Origin of the sequence: Candidatus Contendobacter odensis Run_B_J11, from assembly GCF_000531125.1 — a bacterium.
Lineage (GTDB): Bacteria > Pseudomonadota > Gammaproteobacteria > Competibacterales > Competibacteraceae > Contendibacter > Contendibacter odensensis.
The window spans coordinates 1-17,762 of the sequence record NZ_CBTK010000068.1 but is presented as its reverse complement, the minus strand read 5'-3'; the positions used below and the strand labels follow the sequence as shown (position 1 = coordinate 17,762).

Genomic DNA, 17,762 nt, shown 5'->3' with positions numbered 1-17,762 from the left:
GACTGTAGAAAATAAGGCGCAGGTCGGGGAATCTCGGGTTGAAAACCATTGAGCGAGGAAAGGCCGTTATGTTTGAGTTAATGAATGTCAAGACGGAAGAAAGCGCTGTCATTAAGGTCATTGGAGTTGGTGGCGGCGGCAGCAATGCTGTTCAACACATGCTGGGCGCTAATATTGAGGGCGTGGATTTCATCTGCGCCAACACCGACGCCCAGGCGCTAAAGACTTGCGCTGTGCCGATCACCTTGCAGATGGGGGTGAATATCACCAAGGGGCTGGGGGCTGGAGCCAACCCTGAGGTCGGACGGCAGGCCGCCCAGGAAGATCATGAACGCATCCGCGAAGCACTACAGGGCGCGGATATGGTGTTTATCACCGCCGGTATGGGCGGGGGCACCGGCACCGGTGCGGCGCCAGTGGTGGCGCAACTGGCCCGGGAGATGGGGATTTTGACCGTAGCCGTGGTGACTAAGCCGTTTCCGTTCGAGGGCAAAAAGCGGATGGAAGTCGCTATGCGCGGTATCCGTGAATTGAGCGAAACCGTGGATTCACTGATCACCATCCCCAATGAGAAACTGCTCACGGTGCTGGGCAAAAATGCCAGCCTGCTGGATGCCTTCAAGGCGGCCAATGACGTGCTGTTGGGCGCGGTACAGGGCATCGCTGAATTGATCACCCGTCCGGGCATGATCAATGTGGATTTTGCGGATGTGCGCACCGTGATGTCGGAGATGGGCATGGCTATGATGGGTACCGGTCGTGCGGTTGGTGATGGGCGCGCCCGCGAGGCCGCCGAAGCGGCGATTTCCAGTCCGCTGCTGGAGAACTTTAACCTGGCTGGCGCCAAGGGCCTGCTGGTCAATATCACCTCAGGTATGGATGTGACCATCGGCGAATTCGAGGAAGTCGGCAACACCATTAAGGAGTTGGCGTCCGAAGATGCCAACGTGGTGGTCGGGATGTCGGTGGATCCCGAAATGCATAATGAACTGCGGGTTACCATCGTCGCGACCGGTATCGGCCAAGGCGTTCCGGCCAAGCCGGCTCACTCACGCGAACGGGAAGTAGCCATCCCGCATGTCAAGCTGGTACAGCAGCGGGCAGGCGGTGACGGGGAAGCACATTCTCGCTACGACCGGACCAGCAGCCGCCAGAAGACGGTTGATAGCTTGAGCGAGCGGGTCGATCCCGAACTGGATTATCTGGACATTCCCGCGTTCTTGCGCCGCCAAGCCGAGTAAAGTTCAGTGCAATGTGGAATCACCCCTGACTCATGCTATCCCACCGTCAGCGTCTGCTGAAGTGAAGTTCGATGACTGGAGCGTAAGCTTTTGCAACTTAACAACAATGGTGGTTGCGAAAGAGAAACAAGTTGCAACATTGCTACGAATTACGGTATCTTTGTCGCAACGCATGATGACGCAGCGGCAACCGGCGGGTTCTCAATCCAAGCCCGCAGGGTCTATCGAGGCGCTACGCTCCAGTTCAATCGACGTGTTGGGGAACCTAACATGATTAGGCAACGAACCTTAAAAAATGCTATTCGGGCGACCGGCGTTGGTTTGCACACCGGCGAGAAAGTCTATTTGACACTGCGACCGGCGGCGCCTGATGCCGGTATCGTATTCCGACGGGTCGATTTGCCTGATCCCGTCGAGATCAAGGCTTGTCCGCGCAATGTCGGTGATACCCAACTCTCCACCTCGCTGGTTAAGGGCAAAGCCCGTATTTCCACCGTTGAGCATCTGTTATCCGCGTTTGCGGGGTTGGGCATTGATAATGCCTATGTGGACGTGAGCGCCGCCGAAGTGCCCATCATGGACGGCAGCGCTGGTCCGTTCGTCTTTCTGATCCAGTCGGCGGGCATTCAGGAACAGAATGCTCCCAAGCGTTTCATCCGTATCAAGCAACCGCTGTTGGTCGAAGAGGGTGACAAATGGGCGCGGTTTGATCCTTTTGTCGGCTTTAAGGTTGAGTTTTCCATTGCTTTTGATCATCCGTTATTCAAGGGTCGCAACCAGCATGCGGTAGTGGATTTTTCCACCACCTCCTTCGTCAAGGAGGTGAGTCGGGCGCGCACTTTTGGTTTCATGCGCGATCTCGAATATCTGCGGGAACAGCGGCTGGCATTAGGGGGTACGCTGGATAATGCCATTGTCGTGGACGATTACCGCATCCTGAACGAGGACGGCTTGCGCTACGAGGATGAGTTCGTCAAGCATAAAATTCTGGATGCCATCGGCGATCTGTATCTGTTGGGCCGCAGCCTGATCGGTGCCTTCACCGGCTATAAATCCGGCCATGCGCTGAATAACCGCTTACTGCGCAAACTGCTGGACAATGAAGCTGCCTGGGAAGAAATTACCTTCAGCGATGAAAGGCAAGCACCCATTTCCTATCTGCAACCAGCCCAAGCCACCCGCTGAATATCTTGCCTCTCGCTCGCTATCCCTGATTCTCCTCCAACACGGCTTCCCGGCGATCCTGGGAAGCCGTTTTTCGTTGTCATTCGGGGAAAGACCACCAGCATTGGGGTATCATTGCCCGTTATTTTGAAGCCCTCATTTTGCAGCCCTCACCCTAACCGTCACTGCCGTTCATTGAAGCTATCCGGTAACCACACCCGCCTATCCATGCCGACATCTGCCCCGGTTACGCCGAAAAAGTTTCTGACCAATCAGGGTGAAAATACTCTGAGCAAGCGCTTGGAAACGATTCTACCCAAGACGCAGGACTTTGCTTGTCTGGTCGGTTATTTTTTCATCAGTGGGTTTTTCCAGCTCTATCCAGCGCTTGAGCCGGTCAAGAATATCCGCATTCTGATTGGCTTGAAAAACGAGCAGGTGGTTTATGGCCTGCTCCAGATTGCTAATGACGGTAGTGAGGAAAGCGTTCCATCCACGCTGGAAATCAGAAAAACCTTGGGTGGGATGCTGTTGAGTGAGTTAATTCAGTCGCAAGATTCACTTGCCATTGAAATCGGCATTCGTAAATTTATTGAGTGGATTCGTTCTGGCAAGCTGGAAGTAAAGCTGTATCGAGAGCAGAACATCCATGCCAAGATTTACATTATGACCCCGGAGCAGCCGACGCTTAATGTATGCCACGGCTATGTCATTACTGGGTCGAGCAATTTATCGCATAGCGGTTTGCAAGGCAATCTGGAATTCAATGTATTACTCAATGAACCGGAAGATCACGATTACGCGCTGCATCGCTTTAATGAACTTTGGGCCAATGCGGTAGATGTGAAGGACATTCATGAGACCATTATTAACGTCGTGGAAAAGGAATCACCGTTTGCCTTCTTCACCCCTTATCAACTCTATCTGAAGTTTCTCGCTGATTATTTCCGCGATTATTTGGGCGACCGTTCCAGGCTGAATATCGAGAATCTGCCGCAGAATTTCAAAAAGCTGCAATACCAGGAGGATGCGGTTTTTACCGCGCAGCAGATGTTGAAAAGTTATGGTGGGGTGTTTATTTCCGATGTGGTGGGTTTGGGTAAAACCTTTATGTCAGCATTGCTGGCGCTGCAACTGGATGGCCGTTGTCTGGTGATTGCGCCGCCGAGTCTGCTGGATGAAAACAGTCCCGGTTCATGGACGCGGGTGTTTCGGGATTTCTGTATTCCCGGCCATAAGTGCATCTCTATCGGTAAACTGGACGAGGCGCTCAAGCAAGGGGTTGGTTTTTACAAATATGTTTTTATTGATGAATCGCATCGTTTCAAGGGCGATTTGACGCAGCGTTATGAATTACTGACGCGGATTTGCCAAAACAAGGGCGTGATTCTGGTTTCCGCCACGCCCTATAATAATACGCTGGATGACATTTACAGTCAGTTGAAATTATTCCAGCCGCCCCGCAATAGCACTCTGCCCGGCCTGCGTAATCTGGAGGCGTTCTTCGACAGCTTGCGAAAGCGGATTAAAGGCTTGCATCGGTTGGATGATGCCGAAAAATATGTGGCCGCAGTTGAGCAGAATGCCCAAGAGTTTCGGAATAGCGTCCTTAAATATATCATGGTGCGTCGCACTCGCCGCGAGATTGAGCAGTTTTATGGCGAAGACCTGAAAAAGCAGAAGATGGGATTTCCACAAGTAAACGATCCTGTTCCACTGCTGTATCAGCTTAATGCCACTGAAAGCGCTATCTTTAGCAGCACGTTGCAGCGCATTACCAGTGCCGATTTTCACTATGCCCGCTATCAACCGCTTAATCCCCTCTATTACACTGCGGCGATTGAAGACCGGGTGGTGCAGGGTCAGCGCAACTTGGCTACGTTTATGAAAATCCTGCTGGTGAAGCGGCTGGAAAGCAGCTTTTATGCCTTTCAGCAGACACTTAGCCGCTTTATTAAATCCCATGAACTGGTGCTGCACGCCTTTGATGACGGCTTTGTTTATACCAGTAAGAAGCACAGCCGCAAGGTGCTGGAATTTCTGGAGGAAGGCGATGATGATGCCATTGATGATCTAATCCAGCAGGAGAAAGCGGAGAAGTTTTCCGCCGTAAACTTCACTCCCTTTTTCCGCCAGCATGTGGCGTCGGATTTGGCAATCTTGCGGGATATCCAACAGTTGTGGACCGGGATTCAGCGCGATCCGAAGTGGCTGGAATTCAAGCGCGAACTCACCACCCAAGCGAATTTTAAGAATAGCAAGCTGATTATTTTCAGTGAGTTTGCCGATACTGCCCGCTATCTCGCCGAGTGCATTAAAGCGGAAGTGGAGGCCAAGACGCTGCATTTTAGTTCTGCATCCAGTCCTGAACAACGCCTCGCGGTCATTGCCAATTTTGACGCTAACAGCAGTGAGGAGCGCGATGATTATCGGATCCTGGTCACAACCGACGTATTAGCCGAAGGGGTGAATTTGCATCGTTCCGCTACCGTGATCAATTATGACATCCCGTGGAATCCAAGCCGGATGATGCAACGAGTGGGGCGAGTCAATCGGGTGGGCACTAAATTCAAAACCATCTTCACTTATAATTTCTTCCCAACCGATGAGGGCAATGACCAAATTGCGTTGACTGAAGCCGCCAAGTCCAAGATTCATGCCTTTATTACGCTATTGGGCAACGATGCACGCCTGCTAACCGGCGATGAGGAAATTACTTCACATAATCTGTTCGACCGGATCAATTCCAGGCAAGCGGCTGAAGGCGATCCGGCGGAACCTAAAAGCGAATTGAAATATCTGCGCCAGATTCTTGATGTAAAGGAGCAGCAACCGGAATTGTTCCAGCGGATTTTAGCTTTACCGCGCAAAGCACGTTCGAGTCGAATCGTAGCACCGGCATCCTGCCGCTGTGCTTTAGAAAACGGGCAGGATGTCCGTACTTCTTTACCTGCTGTCATTACTTATTTTCGGCAGGGTCGGTTGGATAAGTTTTTTCGCGCTGACGGCAGTAACATTTACGCTGAAGAACTCGATTTTTTTACCACCGCTGAGATTCTTGAAACCACCGCTAATGAGTCTCGGCAGGACATTCCACCCGAACAGTTTTATCCATTACTGGATAAAAACAAGAACAGTTTTCTATCGGCGACTACGCCTGGCGTGGATACTTTATCGTCTGGTATTGTGGCTGGCGGCAGCCATGAGGCCAATATCCTGAAGCGGCTGCGCGCCAAGGAGTTCCGTAATTCCAATGCGCTTAAACCAGAGGATCGGAAATTCGCTGCTGAGATTGACAAGATTATTGCAGAGGGTCGGGTGGGCAAAGCCACGATTCGTAAGGTGAAGGAAGCCTTGGATCAAACTGCCGATCCGGTGGAGATGATCGCTATTCTGCGTAAAGACATTGCCAGCTACTATCTATTGGGGGCCACGTCCAAGTTGGATCCGAATGCACCACCGGCTCCGCGTGAAGTCATTCTTTCCTCTTATTTGCTGGGCGCGAATTAAACATGGACAAAGCTACTGCTCAACGCATCGTCTGCGATACCTTCAAAGCACCGTTTGATCGGGAACGCTACCGCCGTTTTATCAGTGAACTCTGCAATGGCTTTGATGGCTCCAAAGCGCATAATATGAAAGTACCTGATGCGTTCGCGGCTCATATCAAAAGCTGCTGGCGGCTTGGTACCTTTACATCGCCTGACGCTGAATTGGCTGATGTGCTGATTGTTCATTTGACCGAATCCTATAAGCTGGAACGTACCCGTACTGCGCTGCGTGATTTTGTTGCGCACAAGCTCAAGCGTGGCGAGGGCCATGATAATGCCTATAAGGAAGCAGGCTTTATCGCTTTTGTCGCCCCCGATTCGCAGTCTTGGCGCTTTTCCTATGTCCGCATGGACTATGAAACCAGGCGCGATCCTAAAACTGGAAAAATCAAGACCGAGGAACGGCTGACTCCGGCACGGCGCTATTCCTATTTGGTGGGCGTGGATGAAGAATGCCATACCGCACAAACCCGCTTTATGGCATTGCTGCAAAATACCACTGATCAACCGACACTGGCACAGATTGAGGAGGCATTTAGCGTTGAGTCGGTCACTAAGGAGTTTTTTAATGAATACGCCCGTTTATTCAAAATTACCGATGAGGCATTGACCCAGGAATTAAATCATCATCCTAAAATTGGTGCTGACTTTGAAGCAAAGGGTATTAGTACGGTTGATTTTGCCAAGAAATTGCTGGGGCAAATTGTCTTTCTTTATTTCATCCAAAAGAAAGGCTGGTTGGGTGTTCCTGAAAGCGGTAATTGGGGCGAGGGGCCGTGTAATTTTCTCCGCTTGCTGGCCAATAAAGCGGTTGAGAACGGGCAATGTCTGTTCAATACGGTATTGGAACCGCTGTTTTATGACACGCTGGCTACGGATCGCGGTCATGCGGCGTGGTGCGATCATTTTCAATGCCGCATTCCATTTTTGAATGGCGGTTTATTTGAGCCGCTGGCCGGTTATGATTGGGGAAATTCTGCGATCACGCTGCCAAATACAATTCTGACCAATGGTGAAGGTACTGGCATTCTCGATGTGTTTGACCGTTATAACTTCACAGTGAATGAAGCGGAACCGTTAGAGAAAGAAGTTGCAATTGATCCCGAAATGCTCGGCAAGGTATTTGAGAATCTGATTGAGGATAATCGGCGCAAAGGACTGGGCGCGTTTTATACGCCGCGTGAAATTGTGCATTATATGTGTCAGGAAAGCCTGATTAACTATCTGGATACCGGCTTAGTAGAACGGGCTTCCAGCCCGTTGCCTGAACATGGACAGGATATTGATGCTGCGTTTTTAGCTGAGTTTGATCCGTTCAGAGACATGCGAATTCATCAAAAAAACCTGCCACACTGGGAACAAAAAAACGCAACTTATTTTGTCACATTTCGATTGGCTGATTCGTTGCCTCAAAATAAGCTCGATCAACTAAAAGCGCATCGGGATGAATGGCTGGCTTGTCATAAGACACCACTCTGTGAAGCAGATAAAATTGAATATAATCGTCTTTTTTCAGGCAAAGTTGATGAATGGCTTGATTCGGGAATGGGTTCTTGTCTGCTTCAAGATGAACGATGCGCTGAAGTAGTGGCGAATGCGCTCAAATATTTCGATGGAGATCGCTATCACTTGGGTAACTGGGTAGTAATGCCTAATCATGTGCATGTGATTTTTACACCGCTTGCTGGAAATCAGCTCTCTGAGATTCTTCATTCTTGGAAATCGTATTCAGCGAATAAAATAAATCAATTAGTTCAGAAAACGGGATGCGTCTGGCAACAAGAATACTACGACCATATTGTTCGTGATAAAAGTGAATTACCACGTATTGCGCAATATATTGATGCTAATCCAGAAAAGGCTGGAATTAAACTTTCGCCAGTAGCCTGTAGTGATGTAAAACGGGCTTCCAGCCCGTTGCCCAAACACGGGCAAGATGCCCGTGCTACTCCCCCTCGTAACGATTTGGCTGCATGGATTCGGCAAAGTGATCAGTTTGCTCATTATGCCGCTGCCATGACGGCAGGGACTAAAGGCGCTCATTATCCCAAGTTGCCTGAATCGATCCGTCAATATGCCAGTGAGATTGATGCACTATTGCGGGATATTACGGTGTGTGATCCGGCGATTGGTTCTGGCGCTTTTCCGGTGGGAATGATGACCGAAATTGTTCGTGCCCGTGCCGCATTGACGCCCTACCTTAATGATAACAAAGCTCCCTCCCCCCTTGTGGGGGAGGGTTGGGGTGGGGGGAGCGAGCCACGCACCGCCTACCATTTCAAGCGCCATGCGATTCAGAATTCGCTTTATGGTGTAGATATTGATAGTGGCGCAGTCGAGATTGCCAAGTTGCGACTGTGGTTGTCGCTGGTGGTGGATGAAGAGGACGTGCAGCAGATTAAGCCGTTGCCCAATCTGGATTATAAAGTGGTCGTAGGCAATTCATTGCTAGGCGTGGAAAAGAATCTGTTTAATGACGAACAGTTTAAGCAACTGGAAGCGTTAAAGCCGAAATTCTTCGATGAATCGGATCGGACAAAAAAAGCGCACTTCAAGCAGCAAATTGAGGCGTTAATTCATGATTTGACTAAAGGCCGTGAAGTTTTCGACTTTGAGATTTATTTCTCCGAGGTGTTTCATACTAAAAGCGGATTTGATGTCGTAATTGGCAATCCGCCTTATGTACGGCAGGAGGAAATTAAAGCGCTCAAGCCATTGCTGAAACACTATGAATGCGGTACTGGCACGGCGGATTTATTTGTTTATTTCTACGAGCGCGGCGTCAAACTGCTTCGCAATGGCGGCCAATTTGCATTTATTACTTCAAACAAATGGTATCGCTCCGGTTATGGGGAAAAGCTGCGCGGCTGGCTGGCCCGGAATACTCGCATCCATGAATTGATTGACTTTGGCGATGCGCCAGTTTTTGAAGCGATTGCTTATCCGACTATTGTCCGCTTGGAACGAGTGGCGCAAAGCGAACACAACCCTGAAACCTCATTCCGTGCGCTCACTTGGCAACCTGGCCCGCCACTGGCTGATTTTGTTGCCATTGTTCGCCAGCAGAGTTTTGAAATTCCGCAACGCAGTCTTGATCAATCCGGCTGGCGTTTGGAAGGCGCGGCCAAGCGTAAGCTGCTGGAAAAGCTCCGTGCTGCCGGTACGCCGCTGGGTGAATACTGCAAGGGTCGGTTCTACTACGGCATCAAAACCGGCCTGAATGATGCCTTTGTGGTGGATCGCGTTACCCGCGACCGGCTGATTGCTGAACATCCGTCTTCGGCGGAAGTCTTAAAGCCGTTCCTGCGCGGGCGCGATGTGAAACGCTGGCGAGCAGAATTTGCCGAACAGTATTTAGTAAAAATTGAATCATCGGAAAATAAGACGCATCCGTGGAGCGGTAAATCCGCTAAAGATGCAGAGAATTTATATGCCGTCACTTATCCGGCGATTCATTCCTTTCACCAACAATTCAGGGCTGGTCTTATCAAACGTGCTGATCAGGGAAAGTATTTTTGGGAACTGCGATCCTGCGCCTATTGGCAAGAGTTTGAGCAGCCAAAGATCATTTATCCAGACATTTCACTGTCTCCGCAGTTTGCATGGGATAATAACCAACAGTATTTAGCAAATACAGCATATATAATTCCGCGTGTTCAACAATGGTTGCTTTCTGTTTTGAATAGCTCTATTTGTGCATGGTTTTATGGGCAAATAAGTCCACAAATACAAAACGGCTACTACCGTTTTATTGCTCAGTATTGTCAGCAAATTCCCATTCCTACCACTACACCCACCGATCAAGCAGAATTGGAAACACTCGTCCAGTGTATCCTTGAAAACCCCAACACTGGAGATGTTGCTGCTAAAGAAGCTGAAATCAATGAGCGGGTGTATCGGCTGTTTGGCTTGACCAGTGAAGAAATCAAGCTGATTGAAGCGGATTAAACCGTTTAGCACCTTATAAAAGGTGAGTAATAATGATTAATAAATACAGACAACATGCAATTAAACGGATGTTTGAGCGTGGAATTACTGAATTCGATATAGATTTGGCGCTATCGAATGGACGAGTTATTGAAGACTACCCAAACGACTATCCATTACCTAGTTGCTTATGGCTTGGCTATATTGGTAGTCGGCCCATTCATATTGTGTTTTCCGATAATCATTCATTCGGCGAGCGAATCATTATCACAGTCTACGAACCCAACCCAACGCAATGGTCGGAAGGCTTCACCACGAGGGTAACATCATGAAATGCATCATCTGCAAGCACGGCGAAACCCAGCCCGGAACCGCCAGTATCCTGTTGGAGCGCGGAGGTACTACGATCATGATTCGTGATGTGCCTGGTGAAATCTGTGAAACCTGCGGTGAGGTTTACCACAGTGAGGAAGTCACATCGGTCCTGCTCAAGCAAGCCGAACAGGCTTATCGTGAGGGAATCGATGTTGAAGTTCGGCGTTATCGAAAAGCGGCTTAACCCGATAGGGTACGCACTGTGTACCTTTATTACGGAGAATTTGATCATGCAACTGATTGTTGAATATCCAGATGTGTTGCCTGATGCGCTGCGAGTCAGCCGTAATGAGTTTGAACAGGAAGCCCGGATGGCAATGGCGGTGAAACTGTTTGAACTAGGTCGCTTGACAAGTGGACAAGCAGCGCAACTCGCCCAGTTGGAGCGCGTCGAATTCATTATAAATTTATATCGGTATAGTGTCTCGCCCATCCAGATCACGCCGGAAGAATTAGCAGAAGATATTGCCAATGCCTGATTTGGATTGCCAGATCGTCATTGATACTTCACCGCTGCTGGCACTATGTGCAGCCTGTGGTGACTTTATGGCTCTGCGGCAGGTGACTTTTTTACAGCCGGAACCTTTCGCTACGGATTTGCCGCAAAAATACGCGCAACTCATGCGTGGGCTATCTTATGTTCAAGCAGGGAAGTCTTTCAGCAGGGATGAATTAAATGAACGGCAGGTATTTTATTGACATATTTTTATTTACTCTTATCTGAATTTTTTAGGAGGATACACCTATGCTCGACACTCCGACTTACACTATTACTGAGGCAGCGCACTACTTAAAGCTGGCTCCGGCAACCCTCCGATCCTGGTTTATGGGTAGAAGCTATCCTAAACGGGATGGCCCCGGATACTTTGAGCCACTGATACAGTTTGCTGATAAAGATCAGCGGCTTCTGTCATTTACTAATTTAGTTGAAGCCTATGTTCTGCGCGCTTTGCGCCAAAATCACAATGTCTCTATAAGCGCATTGCGTAATGCGCTGGACTATGCAGAGCAAGAATTGAAAATTTCCAGATTGCTTATGAAACATGATTTATTGACGGCAACCGGAGATTTATTTCTGCAATACTATGGCGAGTTGATCAACCTTTCTCAATCCGGGCAACTTGCAATGCGTAAGATCCTTGAAGCGTATTTGGCGCGAATTGAGTGGAATATGGAATTGCCTAGTCGTATTTATCCCTATGTGACAAGTATCGACAATCAAAAGATAATTGCCATTGATCCTTGTATTGGCTTTGGACGCCCAATATTGATACACAAGGGAATATCCACAGCGGTCATCGTTGACCGGATTGATGCTGGCGAATCAGTGGAGACGTTGGCTGAAGATTACGACCTCAAACCTGATGAAATTGAAATGGCGATTGTGTACGAGCGTGCCGCTTGAGCATCGTGTTCTTCACGGATCGAGACCTAGGTAAACAGTTCCCTGAACTACTGTTTCAAGCAGGTCTTACTGTTGAAAAACATGCTGATCACTTTGCAGACATCACCAAGGATGAAGAATGGCTCACAGAAGTTGGCCGTCGGGGTTGGTATGTGATCACCCATGATCAAAGAATACGCTATAAACCAAATGAAAAAGCGGCTGTCCTACAGGCTGAAGTGGGCTTGTTTGTTCTCATTGGAACAGCGCCTTTCCCTGAACTTGCAAAAAACTTCATTGTAACTTTTCCAAAGATAGAACAATTTATAAAAAAGCATTCTCGTCCCTTTATCGCGAAGATTTATCGCCCTAGTGAGAAAGTTAAGATGACTAAATCCGATCATCCAGGACGAGTGGAAATGTGGCTTTCGGATGCTGAGTGGAGAGAGGAAAATAAACGTGATTCTTTGGAATGAATAATTTGATCTTAAGCTGCATTAGGAGAAACCACATGACCTTAGCTGAAACTATTTATCACCACAGTCTCCATTTGCCCGAACAAGCGGCACAGGAAGCATTGGACTTTATCGAATTCCTTGAACAGCGCTATGGCACAGTTCAAACAGCGTCTAAATCGGCAGGCGATACTGAGGCGTTTCTTGCAGCAGTAGCGGGAACTTTGGGAGATGATTTCCCGGATGACATCGAAGATCATGATGATGAGGAAATCCACGCTAAAGATGGTGAGCTTTCGAGGCAGGAAGCGCTGGCACGGCTTGCCGAAATTCGTATCGACTTTGGCGGCAAGCCAATCACGGATAGAGAAGAAGCCAATGCCCGCCGGTGAATTAGAATCATATACAGGAGAAAAGACTATGTACGCACACCGCGTTATCCAATCTTTGAACGGTTTACATGTCCAGTTTGACCTGCCCCCTGAATTTGCCGATTGCCAGGAGGCGGAAATCATTGTATTGCCGGTGAAATCAACCAAATCTAACTCGCAAAGCTGGGAGCAGTGGGTACGCAGTGTAGCAGGTACACTGAGCGATGATTTTCCCGACGATATTACTGACGATGATTTAGGTGTCGATGCACCGCGAGAAAGTTTGGAATGAGTCGTTATTTGCTAGATACCAATGCCTGTATCGCTTGGCTGAGAAACGACGAGCCAATTACTCAGCACGTTGTATTAGCTGGAAAAGGTCATATTTGGCTTTGTGCGCCAGTCAAAGCGGAATTATGGTTTGGCGCCTGCAAAAGCCAGCGAGTAGCAGAGAATCAAGCGCGATTGCAACGATTCTTTGCCAATCTTCCCAGCCTGCCTTTTGACGATGACGCCGCCGAACATTTCGGCGACATCCGCGCCACCCTTGCCCACCAAGGCAAACCCATCGGCCCCTACGACCTGCAAATCGCCGCCATTGCCCGCGCTCACGGCCTGATCGTCGTCACCCACAACACCCGCGAATTTGCTCGCGTCCCCGGTTTAATGCTGGAAGATTGGCAACTTGAACGACCCATTGGTGAGAAAAATTGATGAATATTCTGAAAACGATTTTTGGCAGCCGCAATGACCGCGTGATCCGAGGGATGCGCAAGACTGCGGATAAAATTACCGCGCTGGAACCGGGGATCGCCGCATTAAGCGACGCCGATTTGTGCGCCAAAACCGAGGAATTCAAAAGCCGCCTGGCTAAAGGCGAAACGCTGGACGCGCTGCTCCCGGAAGCCTTTGCGGTGGTGCGTGAAGCGAGTAAGCGCACCCTGGAAATGCGTGATTTCGACGTGCAGTTAATCGGCGGCATTGTGCTGCACGAAGGCAAAATCGCCGAAATGCGCACCGGTGAAGGTAAAACCCTGGTCGCAACCTTGGCGGTCTATCTCAACGCCCTGACCGGCAAGGGCGTTCATGTAGTCACGGTTAACGATTATCTCGCCCAACGTGACGCCGACTGGATGGGCCAGATTTACCGCTTTCTGGGGATGACGGTTGGCGTGGTCATCGCCGGGATGAATCCCGATGACAAGCGCGCCGCCTACGCCGCTGACATTACCTACGGCACTAACAATGAATACGGCTTCGATTACCTGCGCGACAACATGGCCTTCGGCCTCGATCAGAAGGTGCAACGACCGCTGCATTACGCGCTGGTGGACGAGGTGGACTCGATCCTGATTGACGAAGCGCGCACCCCGTTGATCATTTCCGGTCCCGCTGAGGAAAGTTCCGAGCAGTATCGCCGGGTCAACGCGATTGTGCCGAAACTGACCCGCCAGAAGGAAGAAGAGGGGCCGGGCGATTACTGGGTGGACGAGAAGGTCAAGCAGGCGTATTTGACCGAAAATGGACATCAGCGGGTTGAAGAACTGCTGCTGGAGGCAGAACTGCTGCACGGCGGCGAGAGCCTGTACGACGCCGCCAACCTCGGCGTGTTCCATCACCTGAACGCCTGCCTGCGGGCGCACGCGCTGTTTCACCGCGACGTGGAATACATCGTCCGCAATGGCGAAGTCATCATCGTGGACGAATTCACCGGTCGCACCATGCCGGGCCGGCGCTGGTCGGACGGCCTGCATCAAGCGATTGAAGCCAAGGAAGGGGTGCCGATTCAAGCCGAGAACCAGACCCTGGCCTCGATCACTTTCCAGAACTACTTTCGCCTGTACCAGAAACTGGCCGGGATGACCGGCACCGCCGATACCGAAGCCTTCGAGTTCCAGCAGATTTACGGCCTCGAAGTAATCGTGGTGCCTACCCACCTGAAAATGGTCCGTAAGGACATGGGCGATCTGGTGTTCCTCACCCCGCCGGAGAAATTCGAGGCGGTGCTGGAAGACATCCGCGACTGCCGCAAGCGCGGCCAGCCGACCCTGGTCGGCACCACCTCGATTGAAGTCTCGGAATTGCTGGCCAACCTGCTCAAGAAAGATAAGGTGCCGCATGAAGTCCTCAACGCCAAACAGCACGAACGGGAAGCGGAAATCATCGCCCAGGCCGGACGACCGGGCGCGGTGACCATTGCCACCAACATGGCCGGGCGCGGCACCGACATCGTGCTGGGCGGCAACCTGCAAGCCGAATTGAAGGCGTTGCCTCCCGAAACCAGCGATGCCGACCGCGAGGCGGTGCGCTGGGCGTGGGATGTGCGGCACAAGCAGGTAGTGGCCGCCGGCGGTTTACACGTTATCGGCACCGAACGCCACGAATCGCGCCGGATCGACAACCAGTTGCGCGGACGTTCCGGGCGGCAGGGCGATCCCGGTTCCAGTCGCTTCTACCTGTCGCTGGAAGATAACCTGTTGCGAATTTTCGCCTCCGAACGGGTCGCGGGGTTGATGCAAAAACTGGGGATGGAGAAAGGCGAGGCGATTGAGCATCCCTGGGTGACCAAGGCGATTGAAAACGCCCAGCGCAAGGTCGAGGCTCATAACTTCGACATTCGCAAGAATCTGCTCGAATTCGACGACGTGGCTAATGACCAGCGCAAGGTGATGTACGGCTGGCGTAACGAGTTGATGGAAACCGAGGACGTATCGGCAACGCTCAAGGACATGCGCGCCGATGCGCTGACCCAGGTGATCGATGCCCACATTCCGCCGCGAACGCTGGAGGAACAATGGAATGTGGCCGGGCTGGAGGAAGCGCTGGAGCGGGAATTCGGGCTGCAACTGCCGTTACGAGCCTGGCTGGATGCCGACCATCAGTTGCATGAAGAGCCGCTGCGGGAACGGATTCACGCGGAACTGGAACAAGCCTACGCCCAGAAAGAAGCCTTGGCGGGTGCGGCATGGATGCGCCAATTCGAGAAAGCGGTGCTGTTGCAGGTGCTGGATTCCCACTGGCGCGAGCATCTGGCAGCGATGGATTATCTGCGCCAGGGGATTCATCTGCGCGGCTACGCCCAGAAGAATCCCAAACAGGAGTACAAGCGCGAAGCCTTCGAGATGTTTAAGGCGCTGGTGCAGCGCATCCATCACGAAGCCGTCGGCTTTCTGGTGCGGGCGCAGCTCCAAACCGAGCCGGAACCGATTCCCGAACCGCGCCGACCCTCACCTGCTGCCCTGCACTTTGAACACGCCGCCCCATCGGCGCTGGCGGAAGGGGAAGCGGAGGCGGACGGTTCCGGGATCGAAATTCGCCACCGGCAGCCCGATGAGGCCCCGCACCTCCCCTTCGTGCGCGACGGCCGCAAGATCGGTCGCAATGAACCTTGCCCCTGTGGTTCGGGCAAAAAGTACAAACAATGCCACGGCCAGTTGGATTGAACCGGGAGAGACCCATGGAACCACTGGCTATCGCTGGAATCCGCCTGGGCACCACCTGCGCCGGGATCAAATATCCTGACCGGCGCGATCTGGTGGTGATCGAAGTCGTAGCGGGAACTCGCGCCGCTGCGGTCTTTACCCGCAATGCCTTTTGCGCCGCGCCGGTCACGGTGGCGCGAGTGCATTTGAGCGCCGCTCAACCGCGCTATCTGGTGATCAACACTGGTAACGCCAACGCCGGCACCGGTCGGCAAGGGCTGCTGGACGCCGATACCACCTGTCGGGAACTGGCGGCGCTGGTCGGTGCTTCGCCGGACGCGGTGTTGCCCTTTTCCACTGGTGTGATCGGCGAGCCGTTGCCACTGGATCGGCTGGTGGCCGGATTGCCCGCAGCGCTGGCGGCATTGCGGGCGGACGGCTGGAGCGATGCCGCCCACGGCATTATGACCACCGACACCCGCCCTAAATGGGCATCGCGGCAACTAACGCTGGCGGAAACGACGGTGACGATCACCGGCATCGCCAAAGGCGCGGGGATGATTTGCCCGGACATGGCGACCCTGCTGGTTTTTGTCGCCACCGACGCCACTGCGGACGAGGCGCTGTTACAGCAAATTCTGGCCGCAGCGGTCGCCGACTCCTTCAACGCCATCACCGTGGATGGCGATACCTCCACCAATGACTGCTGCGTGTTGCTGGCGACCGGACAGGCTGGCGCAAAGGTGCCAACAACCGGCGCGGATTACGAAGGTTTCGCTACCGCAGTGCGTGAAATCTGTACCGACCTGGCGCAAGCCATCATCCGCGATGGCGAAGGCGCCACCAAGTTCATCACAGTGCAGGTTGAGGGGGGTCGGGATCAGGCTGAATGCCGCCAGGTCGCCTATACCATTGCCCATTCCCCGCTGGTCAAGACCGCTTTTTTCGCCTCCGATCCCAACTGGGGCCGAATTCTGGCGGCGGTGGGCCGGGCCGGGCTGGTGGATTTGGAGCTGGAACGGGTGGCGATCCATCTCGATGAAGCCTGCATTGTCCGCCATGGCGAGCGTGCCCCGGACTACACCGAGGCGCAGGGGCAACAGGTGATGCAACGATCCGCCATCACTGTGCGGGTCGAACTCGGGCGGGGCGAGGCCACGGCGCGGGTCTGGACCACTGATCTATCCTTCGACTATGTGCGGATCAATGCCGAGTATCGGACGTGAACGCTGCATCGCGAGTGGTCCATGTCGCAGTCGGGATCCTCGCGGATGCTACTGGAGCCATTTTGATCGCCCGCCGGCCTGACCATGTGCATCAGGGCGGGCTGTGGGAATTCCCCGGTGGCAAGGTCGAAGTGGATGAAACGGTGGAGAGGGCGCTAGTGCGCGAGTTGCGCGAGGAACTGGGCATCACGGTGCAAGCCGCTGCACCGCTGATGCAGGTTCATCACGCTTATTCCGACCAAACCGTGCTGCTGGACGTGTGGCGAGTGACCGTCTATCACGGCGAGCCACAGGGTCGGGAAAATCAACCGCTGGCGTGGGTGTTACCTGCAAAGTTGGCCGATTTCGCCTTTCCTGCCGCCGACGCGCCGATCATCCAGTGTGTCGTAAAACCCCATCCTTTAGGGTAGGGCGGGGATAAAGGCGCGACGCTCGAAGATCGCCTGCTTTTCGGTTAAAATGTATAGCAATCATTTACAGGTTGTGGAATTTTTCAACACACCCTTCTGAAAAATTTATATTATAGTTATTAATAATTATTTTTATAGGAGAATTGAGTCATGTTAAATTTAGATGATATTATTAATTCACTAGAGGGGCTTGAAATAAAAAGAGCACTGGCAGTAAAAATGCTCGTTCATAATTT

At 51.9% G+C, this 17,762-nt stretch carries 16 protein-coding genes; all 16 read left to right on the top strand.

The window, feature by feature from the left end; all coding sequences use genetic code 11:
- Positions 1 to 68: 68 nt before the first annotated feature.
- The 16 genes from ftsZ to mutT all read left to right on the top strand — a co-directional run bounded on the left by ftsZ (position 69) and on the right by mutT (position 17,526).
- Positions 69 to 1,241 (top strand): cell division protein FtsZ, encoded by a 1,173-nt coding sequence (gene ftsZ / locus BN874_RS05645; RefSeq protein ID WP_034431436.1) that lies wholly within the window; start codon positions 69 to 71, stop codon positions 1,239 to 1,241.
- Positions 1,242 to 1,511: 270 nt separating this feature from the next.
- Positions 1,512 to 2,426 (top strand): UDP-3-O-acyl-N-acetylglucosamine deacetylase, encoded by a 915-nt coding sequence (lpxC, locus tag BN874_RS05640; RefSeq protein WP_034431435.1) that lies wholly within the window; start codon positions 1,512 to 1,514, stop codon positions 2,424 to 2,426.
- A 207-nt stretch (positions 2,427 to 2,633) separates the two neighbouring features.
- Positions 2,634 to 5,915: a helicase-related protein gene (locus tag BN874_RS05635; protein ID WP_034431434.1), complete on the top strand. Its 3,282-nt coding sequence runs from the start codon at positions 2,634 to 2,636 to the stop codon at positions 5,913 to 5,915.
- Positions 5,916 to 5,917: 2 nt separating this feature from the next.
- Positions 5,918 to 9,904, top strand: a complete 3,987-nt coding sequence (locus BN874_RS22230) for an Eco57I restriction-modification methylase domain-containing protein (RefSeq protein WP_051497469.1) — start codon at positions 5,918 to 5,920, stop codon at positions 9,902 to 9,904.
- Positions 9,905 to 9,936: 32 nt separating this feature from the next.
- The gene (locus tag BN874_RS23340) at positions 9,937 to 10,215 is read left to right on the top strand and encodes a DUF4258 domain-containing protein (RefSeq protein WP_081756170.1); all 279 of its coding nucleotides are present in this window, start codon (positions 9,937 to 9,939) and stop codon (positions 10,213 to 10,215) included.
- Entirely contained in the window at positions 10,212 to 10,442 is a 231-nt protein-coding gene (locus BN874_RS05620) for a type II toxin-antitoxin system MqsA family antitoxin (protein WP_034431433.1), read from the top strand. The genes BN874_RS23340 and BN874_RS05620 overlap by 4 nt, the downstream gene beginning before the upstream one ends.
- Before the next feature lie 46 nt (positions 10,443 to 10,488).
- A complete protein-coding gene (locus tag BN874_RS05615) occupies positions 10,489 to 10,737 on the top strand; it encodes a UPF0175 family protein (RefSeq protein ID WP_320411451.1) in 249 nt (82 codons plus the stop codon).
- The gene (locus BN874_RS05610; RefSeq protein ID WP_034431431.1) at positions 10,730 to 10,957 is read left to right on the top strand and encodes a hypothetical protein; all 228 of its coding nucleotides are present in this window, start codon (positions 10,730 to 10,732) and stop codon (positions 10,955 to 10,957) included. Before BN874_RS05615 ends, BN874_RS05610 begins: the two co-directional genes overlap by 8 nt.
- Positions 10,958 to 11,003: 46 nt before the next feature.
- Positions 11,004 to 11,663: a DUF433 domain-containing protein gene (locus tag BN874_RS05605; protein ID WP_034431430.1), complete on the top strand. Its 660-nt coding sequence runs from the start codon at positions 11,004 to 11,006 to the stop codon at positions 11,661 to 11,663.
- 5 nt (positions 11,664 to 11,668) lie between these two features.
- Positions 11,669 to 12,118, top strand: coding sequence for a PIN-like domain-containing protein (locus BN874_RS05600; protein WP_230314345.1), 450 nt, complete (start codon positions 11,669 to 11,671; stop codon positions 12,116 to 12,118).
- 35 nt (positions 12,119 to 12,153) lie between these two features.
- Positions 12,154 to 12,489, top strand: a complete 336-nt coding sequence (locus tag BN874_RS23335) for a DUF2281 domain-containing protein (protein WP_081756169.1) — start codon at positions 12,154 to 12,156, stop codon at positions 12,487 to 12,489.
- Positions 12,476 to 12,760, top strand: a complete 285-nt coding sequence (locus BN874_RS05590; protein ID WP_154724758.1) for a hypothetical protein — start codon at positions 12,476 to 12,478, stop codon at positions 12,758 to 12,760. The genes BN874_RS23335 and BN874_RS05590 overlap by 14 nt, the downstream gene beginning before the upstream one ends.
- Positions 12,757 to 13,182: a type II toxin-antitoxin system VapC family toxin gene (locus BN874_RS05585; RefSeq protein WP_034431427.1), complete on the top strand. Its 426-nt coding sequence runs from the start codon at positions 12,757 to 12,759 to the stop codon at positions 13,180 to 13,182. The genes BN874_RS05590 and BN874_RS05585 overlap by 4 nt, the downstream gene beginning before the upstream one ends.
- Positions 13,182 to 15,911, top strand: a complete 2,730-nt coding sequence (gene secA / locus BN874_RS05580) for a preprotein translocase subunit SecA (RefSeq protein WP_034431426.1) — start codon at positions 13,182 to 13,184, stop codon at positions 15,909 to 15,911. The genes BN874_RS05585 and secA overlap by 1 nt, the downstream gene beginning before the upstream one ends.
- Before the next feature lie 14 nt (positions 15,912 to 15,925).
- The gene (argJ, locus tag BN874_RS05575; protein WP_034431425.1) at positions 15,926 to 17,116 is read left to right on the top strand and encodes a bifunctional glutamate N-acetyltransferase/amino-acid acetyltransferase ArgJ; all 1,191 of its coding nucleotides are present in this window, start codon (positions 15,926 to 15,928) and stop codon (positions 17,114 to 17,116) included.
- Positions 17,113 to 17,526: an 8-oxo-dGTP diphosphatase MutT gene (gene mutT / locus BN874_RS05570; protein ID WP_034431424.1), complete on the top strand. Its 414-nt coding sequence runs from the start codon at positions 17,113 to 17,115 to the stop codon at positions 17,524 to 17,526. Before argJ ends, mutT begins: the two co-directional genes overlap by 4 nt.
- Positions 17,527 to 17,762: the final 236 nt, after the last annotated feature.

What these genes read in the sequence shown, in the direction of transcription:
- ftsZ (WP_034431436.1), top strand. Translation starts at nt 69, where the DNA reads ATGTTTGAGTTAATGAATGTCAAGACGGAAGAAAGCGCTGTCATTAAG.
- lpxC (WP_034431435.1), top strand. Translation starts at nt 1,512, where the DNA reads ATGATTAGGCAACGAACCTTAAAAAATGCTATTCGGGCGACCGGCGTT.
- BN874_RS05635 (WP_034431434.1), top strand. Translation starts at nt 2,634, where the DNA reads ATGCCGACATCTGCCCCGGTTACGCCGAAAAAGTTTCTGACCAATCAG.
- BN874_RS22230 (WP_051497469.1), top strand. Translation starts at nt 5,918, where the DNA reads ATGGACAAAGCTACTGCTCAACGCATCGTCTGCGATACCTTCAAAGCA.
- BN874_RS23340 (WP_081756170.1), top strand. Translation starts at nt 9,937, where the DNA reads ATGATTAATAAATACAGACAACATGCAATTAAACGGATGTTTGAGCGT.
- BN874_RS05620 (WP_034431433.1), top strand. Translation starts at nt 10,212, where the DNA reads ATGAAATGCATCATCTGCAAGCACGGCGAAACCCAGCCCGGAACCGCC.
- BN874_RS05615 (WP_320411451.1), top strand. Translation starts at nt 10,489, where the DNA reads ATGCAACTGATTGTTGAATATCCAGATGTGTTGCCTGATGCGCTGCGA.
- BN874_RS05610 (WP_034431431.1), top strand. Translation starts at nt 10,730, where the DNA reads ATGCCTGATTTGGATTGCCAGATCGTCATTGATACTTCACCGCTGCTG.
- BN874_RS05605 (WP_034431430.1), top strand. Translation starts at nt 11,004, where the DNA reads ATGCTCGACACTCCGACTTACACTATTACTGAGGCAGCGCACTACTTA.
- BN874_RS23335 (WP_081756169.1), top strand. Translation starts at nt 12,154, where the DNA reads ATGACCTTAGCTGAAACTATTTATCACCACAGTCTCCATTTGCCCGAA.
- BN874_RS05590 (WP_154724758.1), top strand. Translation starts at nt 12,476, where the DNA reads ATGCCCGCCGGTGAATTAGAATCATATACAGGAGAAAAGACTATGTAC.
- BN874_RS05585 (WP_034431427.1), top strand. Translation starts at nt 12,757, where the DNA reads ATGAGTCGTTATTTGCTAGATACCAATGCCTGTATCGCTTGGCTGAGA.
- secA (WP_034431426.1), top strand. Translation starts at nt 13,182, where the DNA reads ATGAATATTCTGAAAACGATTTTTGGCAGCCGCAATGACCGCGTGATC.
- argJ (WP_034431425.1), top strand. Translation starts at nt 15,926, where the DNA reads ATGGAACCACTGGCTATCGCTGGAATCCGCCTGGGCACCACCTGCGCC.